At 61.5% G+C, this 13,311-nt stretch carries 16 protein-coding genes; 8 read left to right on the forward strand and 8 right to left on the reverse strand.

The genetic code is table 11. The annotated features are described in order from the left end of the window. The first annotated feature begins 12 nt into the window (after positions 1–12). The 3 genes from ACQY1P_RS09530 (at position 13) to ACQY1P_RS09540 (ending at position 1,787) form a co-directional block, all read left to right on the forward strand. The gene (locus ACQY1P_RS09530) at positions 13–1,020 is read left to right on the forward strand and encodes a YihY/virulence factor BrkB family protein (RefSeq protein ID WP_430243902.1); all 1,008 of its coding nucleotides are present in this window, start codon (positions 13–15) and stop codon (positions 1,018–1,020) included. Between the two features lie 116 nt (positions 1,021–1,136). Further along, entirely contained in the window at positions 1,137–1,529 is a 393-nt protein-coding gene (locus ACQY1P_RS09535) for a hypothetical protein (protein ID WP_062454796.1), read from the forward strand. Positions 1,530–1,607: 78 nt separating this feature from the next. Further along, positions 1,608–1,787 carry a hypothetical protein gene (locus ACQY1P_RS09540; protein WP_062579592.1) on the forward strand — a complete coding sequence of 60 codons (180 nt, stop codon included), beginning with the start codon at positions 1,608–1,610 and terminating at the stop codon, positions 1,785–1,787. Between the two features lie 22 nt (positions 1,788–1,809). Here ACQY1P_RS09540 and ACQY1P_RS09545 read toward each other — a convergent pair whose 3' ends face one another. After that, positions 1,810–2,493 (reverse strand): spermidine synthase, encoded by a 684-nt coding sequence (locus ACQY1P_RS09545; protein ID WP_062579593.1) that lies wholly within the window; start codon positions 2,491–2,493, stop codon positions 1,810–1,812. Between the two features lie 272 nt (positions 2,494–2,765). Between ACQY1P_RS09545 and ACQY1P_RS09550 the strand changes: the two genes are divergently transcribed. Further along, positions 2,766–3,782: a magnesium transporter CorA family protein gene (locus tag ACQY1P_RS09550; protein WP_430250312.1), complete on the forward strand. Its 1,017-nt coding sequence runs from the start codon at positions 2,766–2,768 to the stop codon at positions 3,780–3,782. A gap of 70 nt (positions 3,783–3,852) precedes the next feature. Here ACQY1P_RS09550 and ACQY1P_RS09555 read toward each other — a convergent pair whose 3' ends face one another. From ACQY1P_RS09555 to ACQY1P_RS09565, 3 genes are all read right to left on the reverse strand, one after another. After that, positions 3,853–4,821, reverse strand: coding sequence for a hypothetical protein (locus tag ACQY1P_RS09555; RefSeq protein ID WP_430256273.1), 969 nt, complete (start codon positions 4,819–4,821; stop codon positions 3,853–3,855). A gap of 537 nt (positions 4,822–5,358) precedes the next feature. After that, positions 5,359–6,183 (reverse strand): aldo/keto reductase, encoded by an 825-nt coding sequence (locus tag ACQY1P_RS09560; RefSeq protein WP_113165221.1) that lies wholly within the window; start codon positions 6,181–6,183, stop codon positions 5,359–5,361. Positions 6,184–6,350: 167 nt separating this feature from the next. Further along, entirely contained in the window at positions 6,351–7,865 is a 1,515-nt protein-coding gene (locus tag ACQY1P_RS09565; protein WP_430256275.1) for a phospholipase D-like domain-containing protein, read from the reverse strand. 194 nt (positions 7,866–8,059) lie between these two features. Between ACQY1P_RS09565 and ACQY1P_RS09570 the strand changes: the two genes are divergently transcribed. Beyond that, complete coding sequence (locus ACQY1P_RS09570) at positions 8,060–8,224, forward strand: hypothetical protein (protein WP_430256277.1); 165 nt, start codon at positions 8,060–8,062, stop codon at positions 8,222–8,224. 92 nt (positions 8,225–8,316) lie between these two features. On the opposite strand, the gene ACQY1P_RS09575 is transcribed toward ACQY1P_RS09570, so the two are convergent. Next, the gene (locus tag ACQY1P_RS09575) at positions 8,317–9,045 is read right to left on the reverse strand and encodes a gamma-glutamylcyclotransferase (RefSeq protein ID WP_430256279.1); all 729 of its coding nucleotides are present in this window, start codon (positions 9,043–9,045) and stop codon (positions 8,317–8,319) included. Positions 9,046–9,256: 211 nt separating this feature from the next. Here ACQY1P_RS09575 and ACQY1P_RS09580 point away from each other — a divergent pair, with 211 nt between their 5' ends. Next, positions 9,257–9,439 (forward strand): hypothetical protein, encoded by a 183-nt coding sequence (locus tag ACQY1P_RS09580; RefSeq protein ID WP_430256281.1) that lies wholly within the window; start codon positions 9,257–9,259, stop codon positions 9,437–9,439. 146 nt (positions 9,440–9,585) lie between these two features. Next, positions 9,586–10,473, forward strand: a complete 888-nt coding sequence (locus ACQY1P_RS09585; RefSeq protein WP_062579607.1) for a branched-chain amino acid aminotransferase — start codon at positions 9,586–9,588, stop codon at positions 10,471–10,473. Between the two features lie 55 nt (positions 10,474–10,528). Here ACQY1P_RS09585 and ACQY1P_RS09590 read toward each other — a convergent pair whose 3' ends face one another. The 3 genes from ACQY1P_RS09590 to ACQY1P_RS09600 form a co-directional block, all read right to left on the reverse strand. Continuing rightward, the gene (locus ACQY1P_RS09590; protein ID WP_348271842.1) at positions 10,529–11,158 is read right to left on the reverse strand and encodes an alpha/beta hydrolase; all 630 of its coding nucleotides are present in this window, start codon (positions 11,156–11,158) and stop codon (positions 10,529–10,531) included. Positions 11,159–11,327: 169 nt separating this feature from the next. Further along, positions 11,328–12,059 carry a sulfite exporter TauE/SafE family protein gene (locus tag ACQY1P_RS09595; protein ID WP_430256686.1) on the reverse strand — a complete coding sequence of 244 codons (732 nt, stop codon included), beginning with the start codon at positions 12,057–12,059 and terminating at the stop codon, positions 11,328–11,330. Positions 12,060–12,174: 115 nt separating this feature from the next. Beyond that, positions 12,175–12,498 carry a hypothetical protein gene (locus ACQY1P_RS09600; protein WP_113165203.1) on the reverse strand — a complete coding sequence of 108 codons (324 nt, stop codon included), beginning with the start codon at positions 12,496–12,498 and terminating at the stop codon, positions 12,175–12,177. A 190-nt stretch (positions 12,499–12,688) separates the two neighbouring features. On the opposite strand from ACQY1P_RS09600, the gene ACQY1P_RS09605 reads away from it, so the two are divergent. Beyond that, on the forward strand, positions 12,689–13,291 hold the full coding sequence (locus tag ACQY1P_RS09605) for a superoxide dismutase (RefSeq protein WP_192076603.1): 603 nt from the start codon (positions 12,689–12,691) through the stop codon (positions 13,289–13,291). Positions 13,292–13,311 lie beyond the last annotated feature (20 nt).

A 13,311-nucleotide genomic window follows, 5' to 3' on the forward strand; every position in this document is an offset into this window, starting at 1 on the left:
GAATACGTGACGATGACGGACACAGCCGGACCGGCGGGAACTCGGACACTCGATGCGCAAGGCGTGCGCGATGCGCAGAGGGGTCGCCATGCGGATGGCCCGATGGGCATTCCGGCCCGCGGCCTCAAAGACGTGTTCTGGCGCGTCTATGCCGGCGTAACCGAAGATCGCATCACGCTGATCGCCGCCGGCGTCACCTATTACCTGCTGCTGGCGCTGTTTCCCGCCGCAAGCGCGCTCGTGTCGATCTACGGGTTCGTCGCCGATCCAGTGACGATTGCCGATCGGATCGCGTTTCTGAGCACGATCATGCCCGCCGAAGGGCTGAACATCTTCCTCGATCAGGTCCGGGCCCTCTCAAGCGAACGCGGCGCAACGCTGTCGATCGGCCTGATCGCGGGTCTGGCGCTGGCGCTCTGGAGCGCCAACAACGGCATGAAGGCGCTGTTCGAGGCCATGAATGTCGCTTACGGCGAGCAGGAAAAGCGCGGCATCGTCAAGCTCAACCTGATGTCGCTGCTCTTCACGCTCGGCGCGATGCTGATTGCCATCGTCATCCTGTTTGCCATGGGCGTGGTCCCGGCATTGCTCAAATATTTCTGGCTCGACCAGTGGTCGGAAATGATCATCCGCATCGCCCGCTGGCCGTTGATGATGGTCTTCGTCACGCTCGGCATCATGGCGCTCTACCGGTTCGGCCCCAGCCGCGAGCCGGCGAAGATCCAGTGGCTGACCTGGGGTGCTGCCTTTTCCACCATTTTCTGGCTTCTCGCCTCGCTCGGCGTGTCCTACTATCTGGCCAACGTCGCCGATTACAATGCCACCTATGGCACGCTCGGCGCGCTGATCGGCTTCATGGTCTGGACATGGGTATCCGTCATCATCGTCGTCGTCGGAGCCGAGATCAACGCCGAGCTCGAGCATCAGACCTCGGTCGATTCCACCACCGGCCATCCGAAGCCGATGGGGGCGCGCGGCGCTGAAATGGCCGATACGGTCGGTGTCGCCGCCGAGGATTGATAAGCGGCCGGTTGCGCCAACCCGGGCTGCGTGGCACCAGTTGGAACACGCCTGTTGGCATCCGGCACGAGTCTATGTATGACCTTGACGTGAACGTCAAAACTGAGGAGATATTGATGAACGAGATGGTTACCCGCGTTGCCGACCGCGTCGGTCTTGCACCTGATGCGGCCGAAAAGGCGATCGGCATGATGCTGGGCTTCCTGCAGCGCGAGGCGGATGACGCTGCCGTGGCGCGGATGATCGAAGCCATTCCCGGCGCGCCGGAACTGGTCGGCAAATTCAACGGCGAAGGTGCCGGTGGCGGCGGTCTGCTGGGCGGCCTGATGTCGAGCTTCGGCGGCGGCGGCATCATGACGCTCGGCCAGCAGCTGATGTCGCAGGGCCTCGGCATGGGCGAGATCACAGCACTCGCCAAGGAAACCATGGCTGTCGCACGCGAACACGCCGGCGACGAAACCGTCGATACGGTCATCGCATCGGTGCCTGGCCTCAGCCAGTTCGTCTGATTTCGAAACGCAATCCGAAAGCCGCTGGCACAACTGCCGGCGGCTTTTCTAAATCATCAGCTATGCTATAGGTCGGCGATGAGCGACAACATCATCAAGTTCCAGCGTCCGAAACCGGTCAAGCCGCCGCGCAAGTCGCCGTTCAAAAACATGGCGCCCGGTGTGAAACGCATGCTGTTCTGGGTCGCCATTATCGCGGGCCTGGTCCTGGCATTCCTCTATTTCCAGTTCGCCGGCAGCGCCCCTCCGGGCGTCTGAGCAAAACAACGCCGGCCGAACGTCAGCCCTTGGCGGCCAGCCAGATCACGTGCTTTGCGCCGCGCTTGCCATTGGCGCGCGTGTTCACCACGTCAGCCTGAAATCCCACTTCCTTCAGCCGCCGGGTGAAGCCCGCGTCGGGCCCTGACGACCAGACGGCGAGAACGCCGCCGGGCCGCAGCGCCGAACGTGCAGCGTAGAGACCACTCATCGTGTAGAGCCGGTCGTTGGAGGCCCGCGTCAACCCGTCCGGCCCGTTGTCGACATCGAGCAGGATCGCATCGAAGGCAGTGGTGGAGGAGCGGATCAACTCGCTGACATCGCCCTCGAAAATCGTCACGCGCGGATCGTCGAGGCAGCCCTTGAAGACCGGCGCCATCGGCCCGCGCGCCCAGTCGACCACGGCCGGCACCAGCTCGGCCACGGTCACCTGCGCATCCTCGGGCAGAACGGCAAGCGCTGCCCGCAGCGTGAACCCCATGCCGAGCCCGCCGATCAGCATCGACGGCTTCGCCCTCTTGCCGATCTTCTCCTGCGCGAGTGTCGCCAGCGCTTCTTCCGAACCGCTGAGGCGGCTGTTCATCAGCTCGTTGGTGCCGAGCATGATGGAGAATTCCTGGCCGCGCTGCTTCAGACGCAGCTCGCCTTCCTCGCCGGGCAGGGCGCCGGGAATGGTTGCGCGGTCGAGCTGGATCCAGGGCAGCATAGGGGGATACCTCTTGGTCGGAGCGGCTTTGCTACAGAAGCGCAACGGACGGGTCAATGCTGCGCTGCGGGGAGTTGACTTTCCGCGATATCCGCGCCATTTCACGCGCAAAGCGCTACCCGTTCGGGTGCCGCTCTTTCAAAGGACAAACCGAGATGAACCCCGACAGTCGAAGTTCGACGTCAACAGATAGACCTGCCGCTTCGGGGCTCTGAACCGTTCATATCGGTGATGCGCTCCGGGGACCTCAATGGTCCGGAATAGGAGCCGTCATGCTGCGTATCCATGCCTATGATCACGACCGCCTTGTCGCGGCCGACGCCGTAATCGCCAGTGCAGCCGCCGATACGACGTCTGTTGCTCCGCAGCCGCCTGTGATCTGGTACGACCTGATCAACCCGACGGCCAAGGAAGAGCGCGATGTCGGCTCCCGCCTCGGGGTTACCATTCCCACCCAGGACGAGATGGAGGATATCGAACTGTCCTCCCGGCTCTACCAGGAAGACGGCGCCGAGTTCATGACCATGACCGTGCTGACGCGCCCGGATGCCGGTACGCCGCACAAGGTTCCCGTCACCTTTATCGTCAAGGGCCAGGTTCTCGTTACCGTGCGCTATTCCGAGCCGCGTCCCTTCGATGCGTTCATGGCGCGTGCCCGCAAGGGCAACGGGCTCGGCCTCCATTCGGCAACCGGCGAACTGATCATGACCGGTCTGGTCGAGGCGATCATCGACCGCATGGCGGATACGCTGGAGCGGCTCGGCAACGATATCGACCAGATCTCGCGCGATATTTTTGCGGCCAAGGCCTCCAAGGTCAACAAGAAGACGCGCGACCTGCAGGAACTGATCCGGGCGATCGGCCAGAAGGGCGAGTTCATCACCGTTGTGCGCGAAAGCCTCGTCAGCGTCTCGCGCGTCGTCGCCTATTATGCCGCCCTCGATGGTGTCGATCGCAAGCTGCCCAAGGAAATGCGCCAGCGCCTGAAACTGCTGCAGCGCGATGCCACCTCGCTTGGCGATCACTCGGCCTTCATGTCCGGCAAGATCAACTTCCTGCTCGATGCGACGCTGGGGCTGATCAATCTGGAGCAGAACCAGATCATCAAGATCTTCTCGGTTGCGTCCGTCGTGTTCCTGCCGCCGACGCTCGTCGCATCGGTCTACGGCATGAACTTCGCCAACCAGCCGGAACTGCAATGGCATTACGGCTATCAGCTGGCGCTCTGCCTGATGATCGTCTCGATGGCGCTGCCGTATCTCTACTTCCGGCGCAAGGGTTGGCTGTAATCGCAAACCAAGACGGGCGGAGCACGGTTGCTCCGCCCGTCCTTGCCTGATCTAGGCGGCAATAGGCTTTCTAGCGTTCCTGGATCTGCGGCACGAAATCCGGGAGAAGCTTGCAGGGCTCCTTGTAGGTCTCGGCTTTCTTTTCACACAGGGCTGCCACCGTCTGCGGCGTCGGCTTCTCGCCCTTGTCGATCCAGCTCAGCATGGCGGAAAACAGCGCTGCATATTGCGGCGTCGAGAGCTTGGAATGCTCCGCCTCGTCCGAAAAGTTCTGCACCAGCAGCTCGCCATTGCCAGCCTTGTCCACCGTCCGGCGATAGATCGCCTCGTGATCGACAAACACGGTCGGATCGTTCTTGGCGTGCAGGGTGATGGTCGGCGCGACGATCTGGCCGGTGAGATCGGCATCATAGGCCATCAGCCGAGCCGCTTGCGGGTCCGCCTTGAACCGCTCGACGCCCTTGTTCAGCGCCGCGTCATCGTCTGATCCCTTGTACTGCACGTCAGCATTGGCGAACGGGTTCTTGCCGTCCATGCGCCGCCAGACGATGTCGGAAAACAATCCGGTCGCCCAGCTCAAATGCGCCACCAGCGTCTTTTCCGGCACCTTGGTGACGGCGAGGATATTGGTGAGGGTCTTCGCTTGCTCTGGCGACCGCTTGTCCTTCGCCAGCGAGATGCCGGTGCATTCGTCGACGCGCTGCTGCAGCTCGTCGCGCGACATCTTCGCGCCCTTGGGCAGGCCCTGCCAGACCGGATACTGCACCTCGTCGGCGCGCGGATGGTTCTTGCAGTAATACTGGTAGACGGCCCGCAGATCGGCGCGGAAGTCATAGCCATGGCCGCCGCCGGCCAGCAAGCCGCTGGTCAGCACCACGCCGTCGTAATTTTTGCGGCCGCGCCAGTCGAGCGCGTAGAGTTCGGCCGTCTTCGCCGCCACATTGCCGCCCCAGGACTGGCCGTGCAGCAGGACATGCTTCGGCTCACCGAGAAGCGCGATCGCGATCTGTCGCAGAGCGTCGGTATCGGCCGCCGCCATCCGCACGCCATAGCCTTCGCGGCGATAGTTGGAACCGGCCCAGGCATAGCCTCCTGAACGGTGACCGCGAAACGCTCGAGATCCTCGACCGGATCGTCCGGCGTAGGCTTTGCGGTGCGCGGCCCGCCATGGGCATGAACGACGAGCGTGCCGTTCCAGTCCTTCGGCTTGGCGATCCAGTAATAGGCGCCGTGCAGATCCTGACCCGCGAAGCACTCGGTCCAGGCCGGCATCGAATTCGGGCAGTCCTTTGGCGCCGGGTCCGCAGGCTTTTGCTGCGCGCTGGCGGGCAGGGCGGTAACAACCATCGCCGCCGCGGACATCAATATCGTTCTGAAATGCATGAAAACTCCTCCTCTTCCAGCCCGTGACAAGACCTATGGCTCTGGCTGGGAGAGGCAAGAGAAGACGTGGCCTCGACCGCCGCATGGGGGAGGCTCGCCGGGCAATTGGGCAGGATCCCACACAAACCACGGCGGGAGTGTGTGGGAAGCGACCCAACAGACCTGTGTTTAGGACGGAGGCCTTAAAGCCGGATCAGTCCCACTCTGGCGCGAGATGCACCGGCGATACGATGCGTCCGTCTGTCCGCGACAGCGCAAACACCGCTTCCATTTCCTGCGGCGACAGCGAGAAGTCGAAGATGTCGTAATTCTCCGGCAGCCGGCTTTCCGTCGCGGTCTTCGACAGCGCGATCACGCCCTCCTGCTGCACGGCCCAGCGCAGCACGACCTGAGCGGCGGTCTTTTTGTACTTCGCGCCGATCTCCTTCAACACCTCGTCCTTCGGCACCGCGCCATCGGCCATCAGGTAATAGGCGGTCACCGACATGCCAGTCTTGCGCGCTTCCATCAGCACCTTGGTCTGGTCGAGATAGGGGTGATATTCCACCTGGTTGTTGACGATCGGCGCATCGGACAATTTCACCGCTTCAGCCATCAGCGCGGTCGAAAAGTTGGAAACGCCGATATTCTTGACCTTGCCTGCGGTTCTCAGCTCGTTCAGCGCGCCGATCCGGTCGGCCAGCGGCATTTCGCTCTGCGGCCAGTGCAGAAGCAGAAGGTCGACGTGATCCGTCTTCAGCTTGGCAAGGCTTTCGTCCACCGAGGCGATAAAGGCATCGTGACCGACGCGGTCGACCCAGACCTTTGTGGTCAGAAAGATATCGTCGCGCGGAATGCCCGACTGGCGAAGAACGTCGCCGACGGCCTGCTCGTTCTTGTAGATCTGCGCAGTGTCCACATGGCGGAAGCCGAGTTTGAGGGCTTGCGGCAGAATGCGATGAACATCCGCATCGGGCATGCGGAACGTGCCGAAACCGAGAGCTGGGATATGGGCGCCGTTGGCGTTGACGGTTTGCATCATGTGCTCCTTGGAAAAGGGGGCCCGACGGGGAGCCGGGCAAAGAAGAGGCACACTCTAGATGGGCCGTGAATTCCGGCGATCAAGCAGAGACCGGCCCAGGATCACTCCACCGGATGCGACAAATCGGCTCGAAGAAGGCCTCGGAGGCCGCGCAATCGGCCTCGTCAGGTCTCTTTGCGCGCCCGTTTCGCCCGTCTCGCGACTCGACCGAACCGCTGTTTCAGAAAGTTTGATGTCCGGTACCGCACGCCGCTTGGTCGCTCGGGATCGGCAATGTCCGATTCAGCCAGCAATTCCTCGTCGGCACTCAGCTCCCGCATCTTGACCGGCAGCAGACCTCGGCCGCTCTGTCGGTTCAAGGCCTCGATGGCCGCGATGATCGACCCGTCATGCGCTGCGACCGCGTCACGCACTTCCTGCGGTTCGCGCCCAAGATGTTCGGCGATGAGATCGTCGCGGGTGCTGACGATTTTGGCGCTCAGCGTGTCCTCACCCGGCTGCGCCTCGAGGATGAGGTCGCATTCCGTATCGTAGCCCATCGAGCGGTTGTTGAGATTGGCCGAGCCGATCTTCACGATCCGGTCGTCGGCAAACATCATCTTGGCATGCACATAGATCGACGTGCGGGCTTCGTTGACAGGGTAGTAGATCCGGAAGCGATCATGAACATCGGCGTCCTTCACCATCTTCATCAGCCGAATGCGGGCGCTGTCCATCGCCTTGGCTTCCAGCCAGCCTTCGCAGCCCTCCGGATTGATCAGCACGATTTCCGGTCCGTCGGGCTCCTTCAGCCGTTCCGCCATGGCCTCTGCAATACGGCGCGAGGCGAAATACTGGCTCTCGACATAAAGCGTCTTTTTCACCGAACCGATGATCGCAAGCTTGGCGGTCTCGATCTCGACGATCTGGCTGCGCCCCTCGTATTCAGGCGCGGTGCGGGCAATGCCGATCGAGATGTCGCGAAACCCGACCTCCAGCTCGTCCGGCCAGGGGTCGTTCTGCGTGGCGGTATTCTCGTCGGGCGGATCGAGCGTCTCGTCGGTTGCCAGTTTCCAGCGCCGCCGTGCGACCTCGCCGAGCGCCCGTGCGGCCTCGCCGGAAAGGCAGGTGGTGGCATCGTGCCAGGGCCCTTGCGCAAATCCCATCGGCGACTTGCGCAACGGCTCGTCTTCCGAATGATCGCGACTGTCCCAGCGCCCGACGGTCATGTCGATCCCGCCGCAGAACGCCACTTCGTCGTCGATGACGAGAAGCTTCATGTGATGCGCCGACAGCGCCGGATGCGCGCCGTCGAGCTTCAGATGGATGCGCTTGTCGAACATCCATTTGAGAATATAAAACGGCGTTTCACCGCGAGTGATCGAATTGATCAGCCCGATATCCCATTTGAGAATGCGAATATCGAGCCCGTTGTTTCGCTCGGCGAGCGCGTTCAGAAACTTGCCAAGCTCGTCGGGCCATTCTTCCTTCGCGGCCTTGTCAGCCTTGCCATCCTTCTTGCCCGGCTCCAGCTGGATGCGCGTGTCGAAATCCCAGCCGATCAGGTAGATCGACTTTTTCGCCTTCGTCATCGTGCGCTTGGCGAAGCGAAAGAAATCGGCTGCATCGATGATGATGGAAAGTCTGTCCGCCTTGGCAATCCGCCAGCACGTGTCGCCTTCGTTGAGGATGCTTTGCATCGATTCAATCGCCCCAGTCTTCGTCTTTTCGGTTATCGAGGATATAGGGCAGCGCCGCGCTGCTTCTACGGGAAATATACAAGGATCGGTGGAGTAATGCGCAGCCGCGTCATCCTGCATTTCTGCGATCGCGATGACTGCTGACCGCGATCGCAATCAGGATCAGCGGCCACAGGCACGACAGCAAAAGTCCCATGATCCTGTCGAAGCTCCAGGGAAGCCGTCGTATCACACCCTCGGCCAACGTCATCCCGAAGAACGCGGTCGCTACGGTCAGGTACAATATGGTGGCTACAGTCGTCATGGGTCTCGCTGGCACGGTGCCGGTCATCACGATGGGGGTCGCACGCGCCCCATGAGCGTTCAAACACGGATCGAGCCCGCCGTCCTCAACTTTTATGAGAGAGTGCCAGATTTCGCACTGCCGGCCCCGACGTCGGCATCATGCTTTTCACGCGTGCATCGCTTCGATTTCGCGTGCCACCATCTCCTGCAGCCGCCAGAGATTGCGGTCGCGGATGCCGAATTCGGCCAGATGCACGACCGTATTATAGAGATATTCGGCGCAGGAACCGCGATGGCCGCAGGCACGCGCCAGAACCGGCGCCACATCCTGAAGCAGCGGAAGCGGCCTGATGATCCGCGGGCTCTTTCCGCCGGCCCAGAAAGTCAGTGCCCGGATCGTCTCGCCGCCTTGCGTCCGCACGGGGAGAAAACGGAAGGTCGAAAGGCTGTCCTTGTGGCTCACCTCGCGGCGCAGCGCCTTGTCGATCTGCTCGCGTTTTTCCGAATCAGCCACCCGGTAGATCACCCCTTCGCAACGCCCGCCGCGCGACAGCATCATCATCAGCCCCGGCTGGTCCGGCGAACCGCGGCCGCGTTCGATATGCAGCGAAAACGATCGATGCCAGCCGTAGGCCGTCGCCCGCTGGCAGGCGATCGAATCAAAGCCCGGCTTCCAGATCAGCGAGCCATAGGCAAAGATCCACAATGGCTCATCGCCGATTTCCTCCACCAGCCGCTCGGTAATCTCGGCATAGTCGGCATCCGTCAGCGGCTCCCATGTTGGTGGCGCGCCCGGATCCATCTCGTCGCGAAAACACAGGTCGACGAGGTCCTGCGTCAGCGACATGGACGATGACTTGAGAGCCGTTGAGGTGAGGGCGCCTGAGCTGGACATGGCCTCTGCGTTGTAAAAAAATGAGTGCGTAAACGGGAGGTGAGGCGCAAGACTGCAAGCCTGAACGGCTGCTGTCAACGTTTTTGGGCCGCGTTTGTGAAGGATTTGCTGCGTTGCCGCAGAGTGGCCCCACTGTTCTGGTCGAAGGGATCACGCAACGTTTCAGACGGAAATGTTCGCGTTATTCTGCGTGAGAGGGAGTTTTCGATACATGCGCTGGTTGTTTCTCATTGTCCTTGGCCTGCTGGTGGCCGTCATTTTGTCAATCAGCCTGATGCAGAACGACAGTCGTCAGCTGGGTAGCGATAACCTGTTGCAGGGAGCGCCGGGCAGTCCGCGCCAGCCATCGGACTCGCCGCTTCTTCCGGCACCCGCACCGCAGCGAGCGCCCTGACCATGAGACGGCGGCAATTCGGGGTGCCATCAATATTTGTGATGAATCATCTCGGATTGTCGCTTGACCTTGAGGGCTTCGGGGATTTCATTCACGCCAAATTTTAGCGACCCCCGCCAAGCTTTGAAGACCCGAAGGAGAATATCATGGCCGTCGACACATCCCCTCGCTCCACCACCTGGACTTACGTGGATGGTGAGTGGGTGGAAGGAAATCCGAAGCTGATCGGACCCACCTCGCACGCCATGTGGCTGGGCACGACTGTGTTCGACGGCGCCCGCTGGTTCGACGGCATCTCTCCGGATCTCAACATGCACTGCCAGCGCGTCAACCGCTCGGCCATCAATATGGGCATGAAGCCGGTCATGGCCGCAGAAGAGATCGAGCGGCTGGCGCTGGAAGGCGTCAAGAAGTTCGACGGCAAGACCGCGATCTACATCAAGCCGATGTACTGGGCCGAGCACGGTCTTCCCACCAGCGTCGTTGCCGCCGATCCGGAATCGACTCGCTTTGCGCTCTGCCTGTTCGAAGCTCCGATGCACACGGCAAAGGCCTCGTCGCTGACCGTGTCGCCGTTCCGCCGCCCGAGCGCCGAAGTCGCCATGACGGCCGCCAAGACCGGTAGCCTTTATCCCAACAGCGGCCGCATGATTGTCGAGGCGCAGAGCCGCGGCTTCGACAATGCGCTCGCGCTCGACATGAACGGCAATGTCGCCGAAACCGCATCCTCGAACATCTTCATGGTCAAGGACGGCGTGGTCATGACGCCGATCGCCAACGGCACATTTCTGGCCGGCATCACCCGGTCGCGCGTGCTGACCCTGTTGCGCGGCGCCGGCTTCGACGTGCGCGAAGTCACGCTGACTGCTGCCGATTTCGCCAATGCCGACGAAATCTTCACGTCCGGCAACTATTCCAAGATCGCCCCGGTGAACCGGTTCGAGGACCGCTCCCTGCAGGAAGGTCCTGTCGCCCGCAAGGCGCTCGAACTTTATATGGACTGGGCCCGCTCGACCAAGGGCGAAGACGTCTGATTAACGAGGGACGGCACCCGGTCCGGGCGCCGTCCCTCAACCTTGTTCTGCCGCGTTAAAGCGCTTCGTATCCAAAGACTTTCGCCAGAAATTCTACGGCGCGGCCAGCACCGGCGCCGGAAATCGTGTGTCCGAGCCCGGGCTCGATCGATGTCTCCACGTCGAAACCATGCTTCGCCAACGTGTCGGCCGCCTGTTCGCTTTCCCAGGACGGGATGACGTCGTCGGCGGTGCCATGCACGAGAAACACTGGCATCTTCGTGGAGGGCGACAGCGGCTCGGGCGAAGACAGCCGGCCGGAAAAACCGACCACCGCACCCACGCCAAACCGTCCGTTTGCGATCGCGTCGAGCGCCATGATCGTCCCTTGCGAGAACCCCACCAGCGCGACCCGATCAAGCCTGCCGGCAAAGCCGTTGTCCGCGATGATGCCGTTGATCAAGGCATCGAACCCCGGCCGTGCCGCCGCAATCCGCGCGCCACGATTTTCCGGCGTGACGCCCGCAACACTGAACCACTGGTACCCGGCACCAAAGCTTGAAGGCTCCGGCGCATCGGGCGAAACGAAGACGGCATCGCCAAGCGTCCCCGCCCATTCCTCCCCAAGCGGCGCCAGATTGTCGCCACTGGAGCCGACGCCGTGCAAGAGGATGACGAGAAGGTTCGGGCTGTTCGTTTCGGCCATGGAAGACATACCTTTGCAGATGAGGATCAGACGTCGGAGAACACTCCGCTACGGCCCCCGGAGGAAACCGCGATACCCGTTATCTAGCGCGCCAGCCGCCAAAGGGACAGGTGCAGGGCAGCGGATGTGGGATGTTGCGATGGGCTGGAAGGTTAGAGAGCATCAGCCCTCAGATGATCCGCACCGCAGCCGTACCGATGATGATCAGTGAAACGGCGACCATCAGCGGTTTGGTCGGCAGTCGCTTGACGATCAGCGCTCCGAACGGGGCCGCCAGCACGCCGCCGAGGATGAGGCCGAGCGCCGACGACAGTTCGGACCAGCCGAGCGTGGCGATGAAGGTCGCCGAGATCACCGTCGTTACCGCAAATTCGGTGAGGTTCGTGGAGCCGATCACCTTCTTTGGTTCATGGCCGCGGCCGAGAAGCGAACTGGTGACGATCGGCCCCCATCCGCCGCCGCCCATGGCATCGAGCACGCCGCCCGCACCGCCCACATAGGGCACGATCCGGTCATGCATGTCGCGCCTGAAGGCCGGGCGGAAGGCCTTGTAGAGAATGTAACATCCGACCAGCATCAGATAGACCGAGACGAACGGCTCGATCGCCTTGCCGTCGATACTGGACAGGAGATAGGCGCCGATCGCGCCGCCGATCATGCCGGCCGGCGCCAGTCTTTTGACCAGCCGCCAGTCGACGTTGCGATGGTAGAGATGCGAGGCGCCTGATGCAGCCGTCGTGAAACACTCGGTCACATGCGTCATGGCGCTGGCGACTGCCGGCGGCACGCCGAAAGCAAGCAGACTAGTGGTGGCGAGAACGCCGAAAGCCATGCCGAGCGCGCCATCGATGATCTGCGCGAAAAAGCCGATTGCCACGAAGATCACGAAATCGGACGTCAGAAAGTCGAAGGTCAAGAAATCAAACACGGCAGCCCTCCCGGCAGTGTTTCATGCCCGGAAAAGTCTGCCGTGGTGGAAAAGTTCCCAAACGCTGCCGCCCGCGCGGTCGCGGATGTTACTTGCCAGGTTTTGCCCTCAGCATGTCGGCGGAGATCTCGCCACCCACTTCGGCCTTTTTGGTCTTCTTGTCGTAGGCGCAGATCGTGCTGATCCTGACCTTGGCGCCTTTGGCTTTGCCGGTGACGACCGCAAGCCCATAGGACTGGCTTCCGAACGGATCGACCACGGCCCTTCCGTTCTCGATCAGGTCTTTCGAAGCCGCCACGCAGGCCTTGCCGACGTCAGCCTGAAACGTCGTCCACGCATCGTCGGAAGCGGCCTGGGCCGTCACGGCGCTGGTTGCGCAAACGAGGAGGATCGGTGCCACAAAGTTTTTCATCGTCAATTTTCTCCGGTTTCTGCATTCGGTGCGAAAGCGATTGATTCCTCTCGCTAATGCTTGGAAAATTCAGCAATTTCTTGTCGATTGAGCGGTTGTTTTTGGAAGGTTCACCGTTGCCTCTTCCCCATCGCGCTCCTATGTTCCAACACCACCTTCACCCACGGTGTTTGCCAAAAGGAGTATACCAATGGCTTTCGAACTTCCCGAACTTCCATACGATTACGAAGCCCTTGCACCCTTCATGTCGAAGGAAACGCTGGAATACCACCACGACAAGCACCACAAGGCCTATGTCGACAACGGCAACAAGCTGGCGGCAGAAGCCGGCATGGCTGACCTGACGGTCGAGGATGTCGTCAAGAAGTCCTTTGGCACCAACCAGGGCCTCTTTAACAATGCTGCCCAGCATTACAACCACGTCCATTTCTGGAAGTGGATGAAGAAGGACGGCGGCGGAAACAAGCTGCCGGGCAAGCTCGAAACCGCGATCGCATCCGATCTCGGCGGCTACGACAAGTTCAAGGCTGATTTCATTGCAGCCGGCACCACGCAGTTCGGCTCCGGCTGGGCCTGGCTTTCGGTGAAGGATGGCAAGCTTGTCATCTCCAAGACCCCGAACGGCGAAAACCCGCTGGTCCACGGCGCAGAGCCGATCCTCGGCGTCGACGTCTGGGAACATTCCTATTACATCGACTATCGCAACGCCCGCCCGAAGTATCTCGAGGCGTTCGTCGATAGCCTGATCAACTGGGATTACGTGCTGGAACGCTACGAAGCCGCGTCCAAGTAAGCGCAATCAATTGCTGATTT

Origin of the sequence: Neorhizobium sp. DAR64872/K0K18 (genome assembly GCF_050500175.1) — a bacterium.
Taxonomy (GTDB): Bacteria; Pseudomonadota; Alphaproteobacteria; order Rhizobiales; family Rhizobiaceae; genus Neorhizobium; species Neorhizobium soli.

What these genes read in the sequence shown, in the direction of transcription:
- ACQY1P_RS09605 (WP_192076603.1), top strand. Translation starts at nt 12,689, where the DNA reads ATGGCTTTCGAACTTCCCGAACTTCCATACGATTACGAAGCCCTTGCA.
- ACQY1P_RS09585 (WP_062579607.1), top strand. Translation starts at nt 9,586, where the DNA reads ATGGCCGTCGACACATCCCCTCGCTCCACCACCTGGACTTACGTGGAT.
- ACQY1P_RS09580 (WP_430256281.1), top strand. Translation starts at nt 9,257, where the DNA reads ATGCGCTGGTTGTTTCTCATTGTCCTTGGCCTGCTGGTGGCCGTCATT.
- ACQY1P_RS09555 (WP_430256273.1), bottom strand. Translation starts at nt 4,821, where the DNA reads ATGGCGGCGGCCGATACCGACGCTCTGCGACAGATCGCGATCGCGCTT.
- ACQY1P_RS09565 (WP_430256275.1), bottom strand. Translation starts at nt 7,865, where the DNA reads ATGCAAAGCATCCTCAACGAAGGCGACACGTGCTGGCGGATTGCCAAG.
- ACQY1P_RS09600 (WP_113165203.1), bottom strand. Translation starts at nt 12,498, where the DNA reads ATGAAAAACTTTGTGGCACCGATCCTCCTCGTTTGCGCAACCAGCGCC.
- ACQY1P_RS09560 (WP_113165221.1), bottom strand. Translation starts at nt 6,183, where the DNA reads ATGCAAACCGTCAACGCCAACGGCGCCCATATCCCAGCTCTCGGTTTC.
- ACQY1P_RS09540 (WP_062579592.1), top strand. Translation starts at nt 1,608, where the DNA reads ATGAGCGACAACATCATCAAGTTCCAGCGTCCGAAACCGGTCAAGCCG.
- ACQY1P_RS09530 (WP_430243902.1), top strand. Translation starts at nt 13, where the DNA reads ATGACGGACACAGCCGGACCGGCGGGAACTCGGACACTCGATGCGCAA.
- ACQY1P_RS09570 (WP_430256277.1), top strand. Translation starts at nt 8,060, where the DNA reads ATGATCCTGTCGAAGCTCCAGGGAAGCCGTCGTATCACACCCTCGGCC.
- ACQY1P_RS09535 (WP_062454796.1), top strand. Translation starts at nt 1,137, where the DNA reads ATGAACGAGATGGTTACCCGCGTTGCCGACCGCGTCGGTCTTGCACCT.
- ACQY1P_RS09550 (WP_430250312.1), top strand. Translation starts at nt 2,766, where the DNA reads ATGCTGCGTATCCATGCCTATGATCACGACCGCCTTGTCGCGGCCGAC.
- ACQY1P_RS09575 (WP_430256279.1), bottom strand. Translation starts at nt 9,045, where the DNA reads ATGTCCAGCTCAGGCGCCCTCACCTCAACGGCTCTCAAGTCATCGTCC.
- ACQY1P_RS09545 (WP_062579593.1), bottom strand. Translation starts at nt 2,493, where the DNA reads ATGCTGCCCTGGATCCAGCTCGACCGCGCAACCATTCCCGGCGCCCTG.
- ACQY1P_RS09590 (WP_348271842.1), bottom strand. Translation starts at nt 11,158, where the DNA reads ATGGCCGAAACGAACAGCCCGAACCTTCTCGTCATCCTCTTGCACGGC.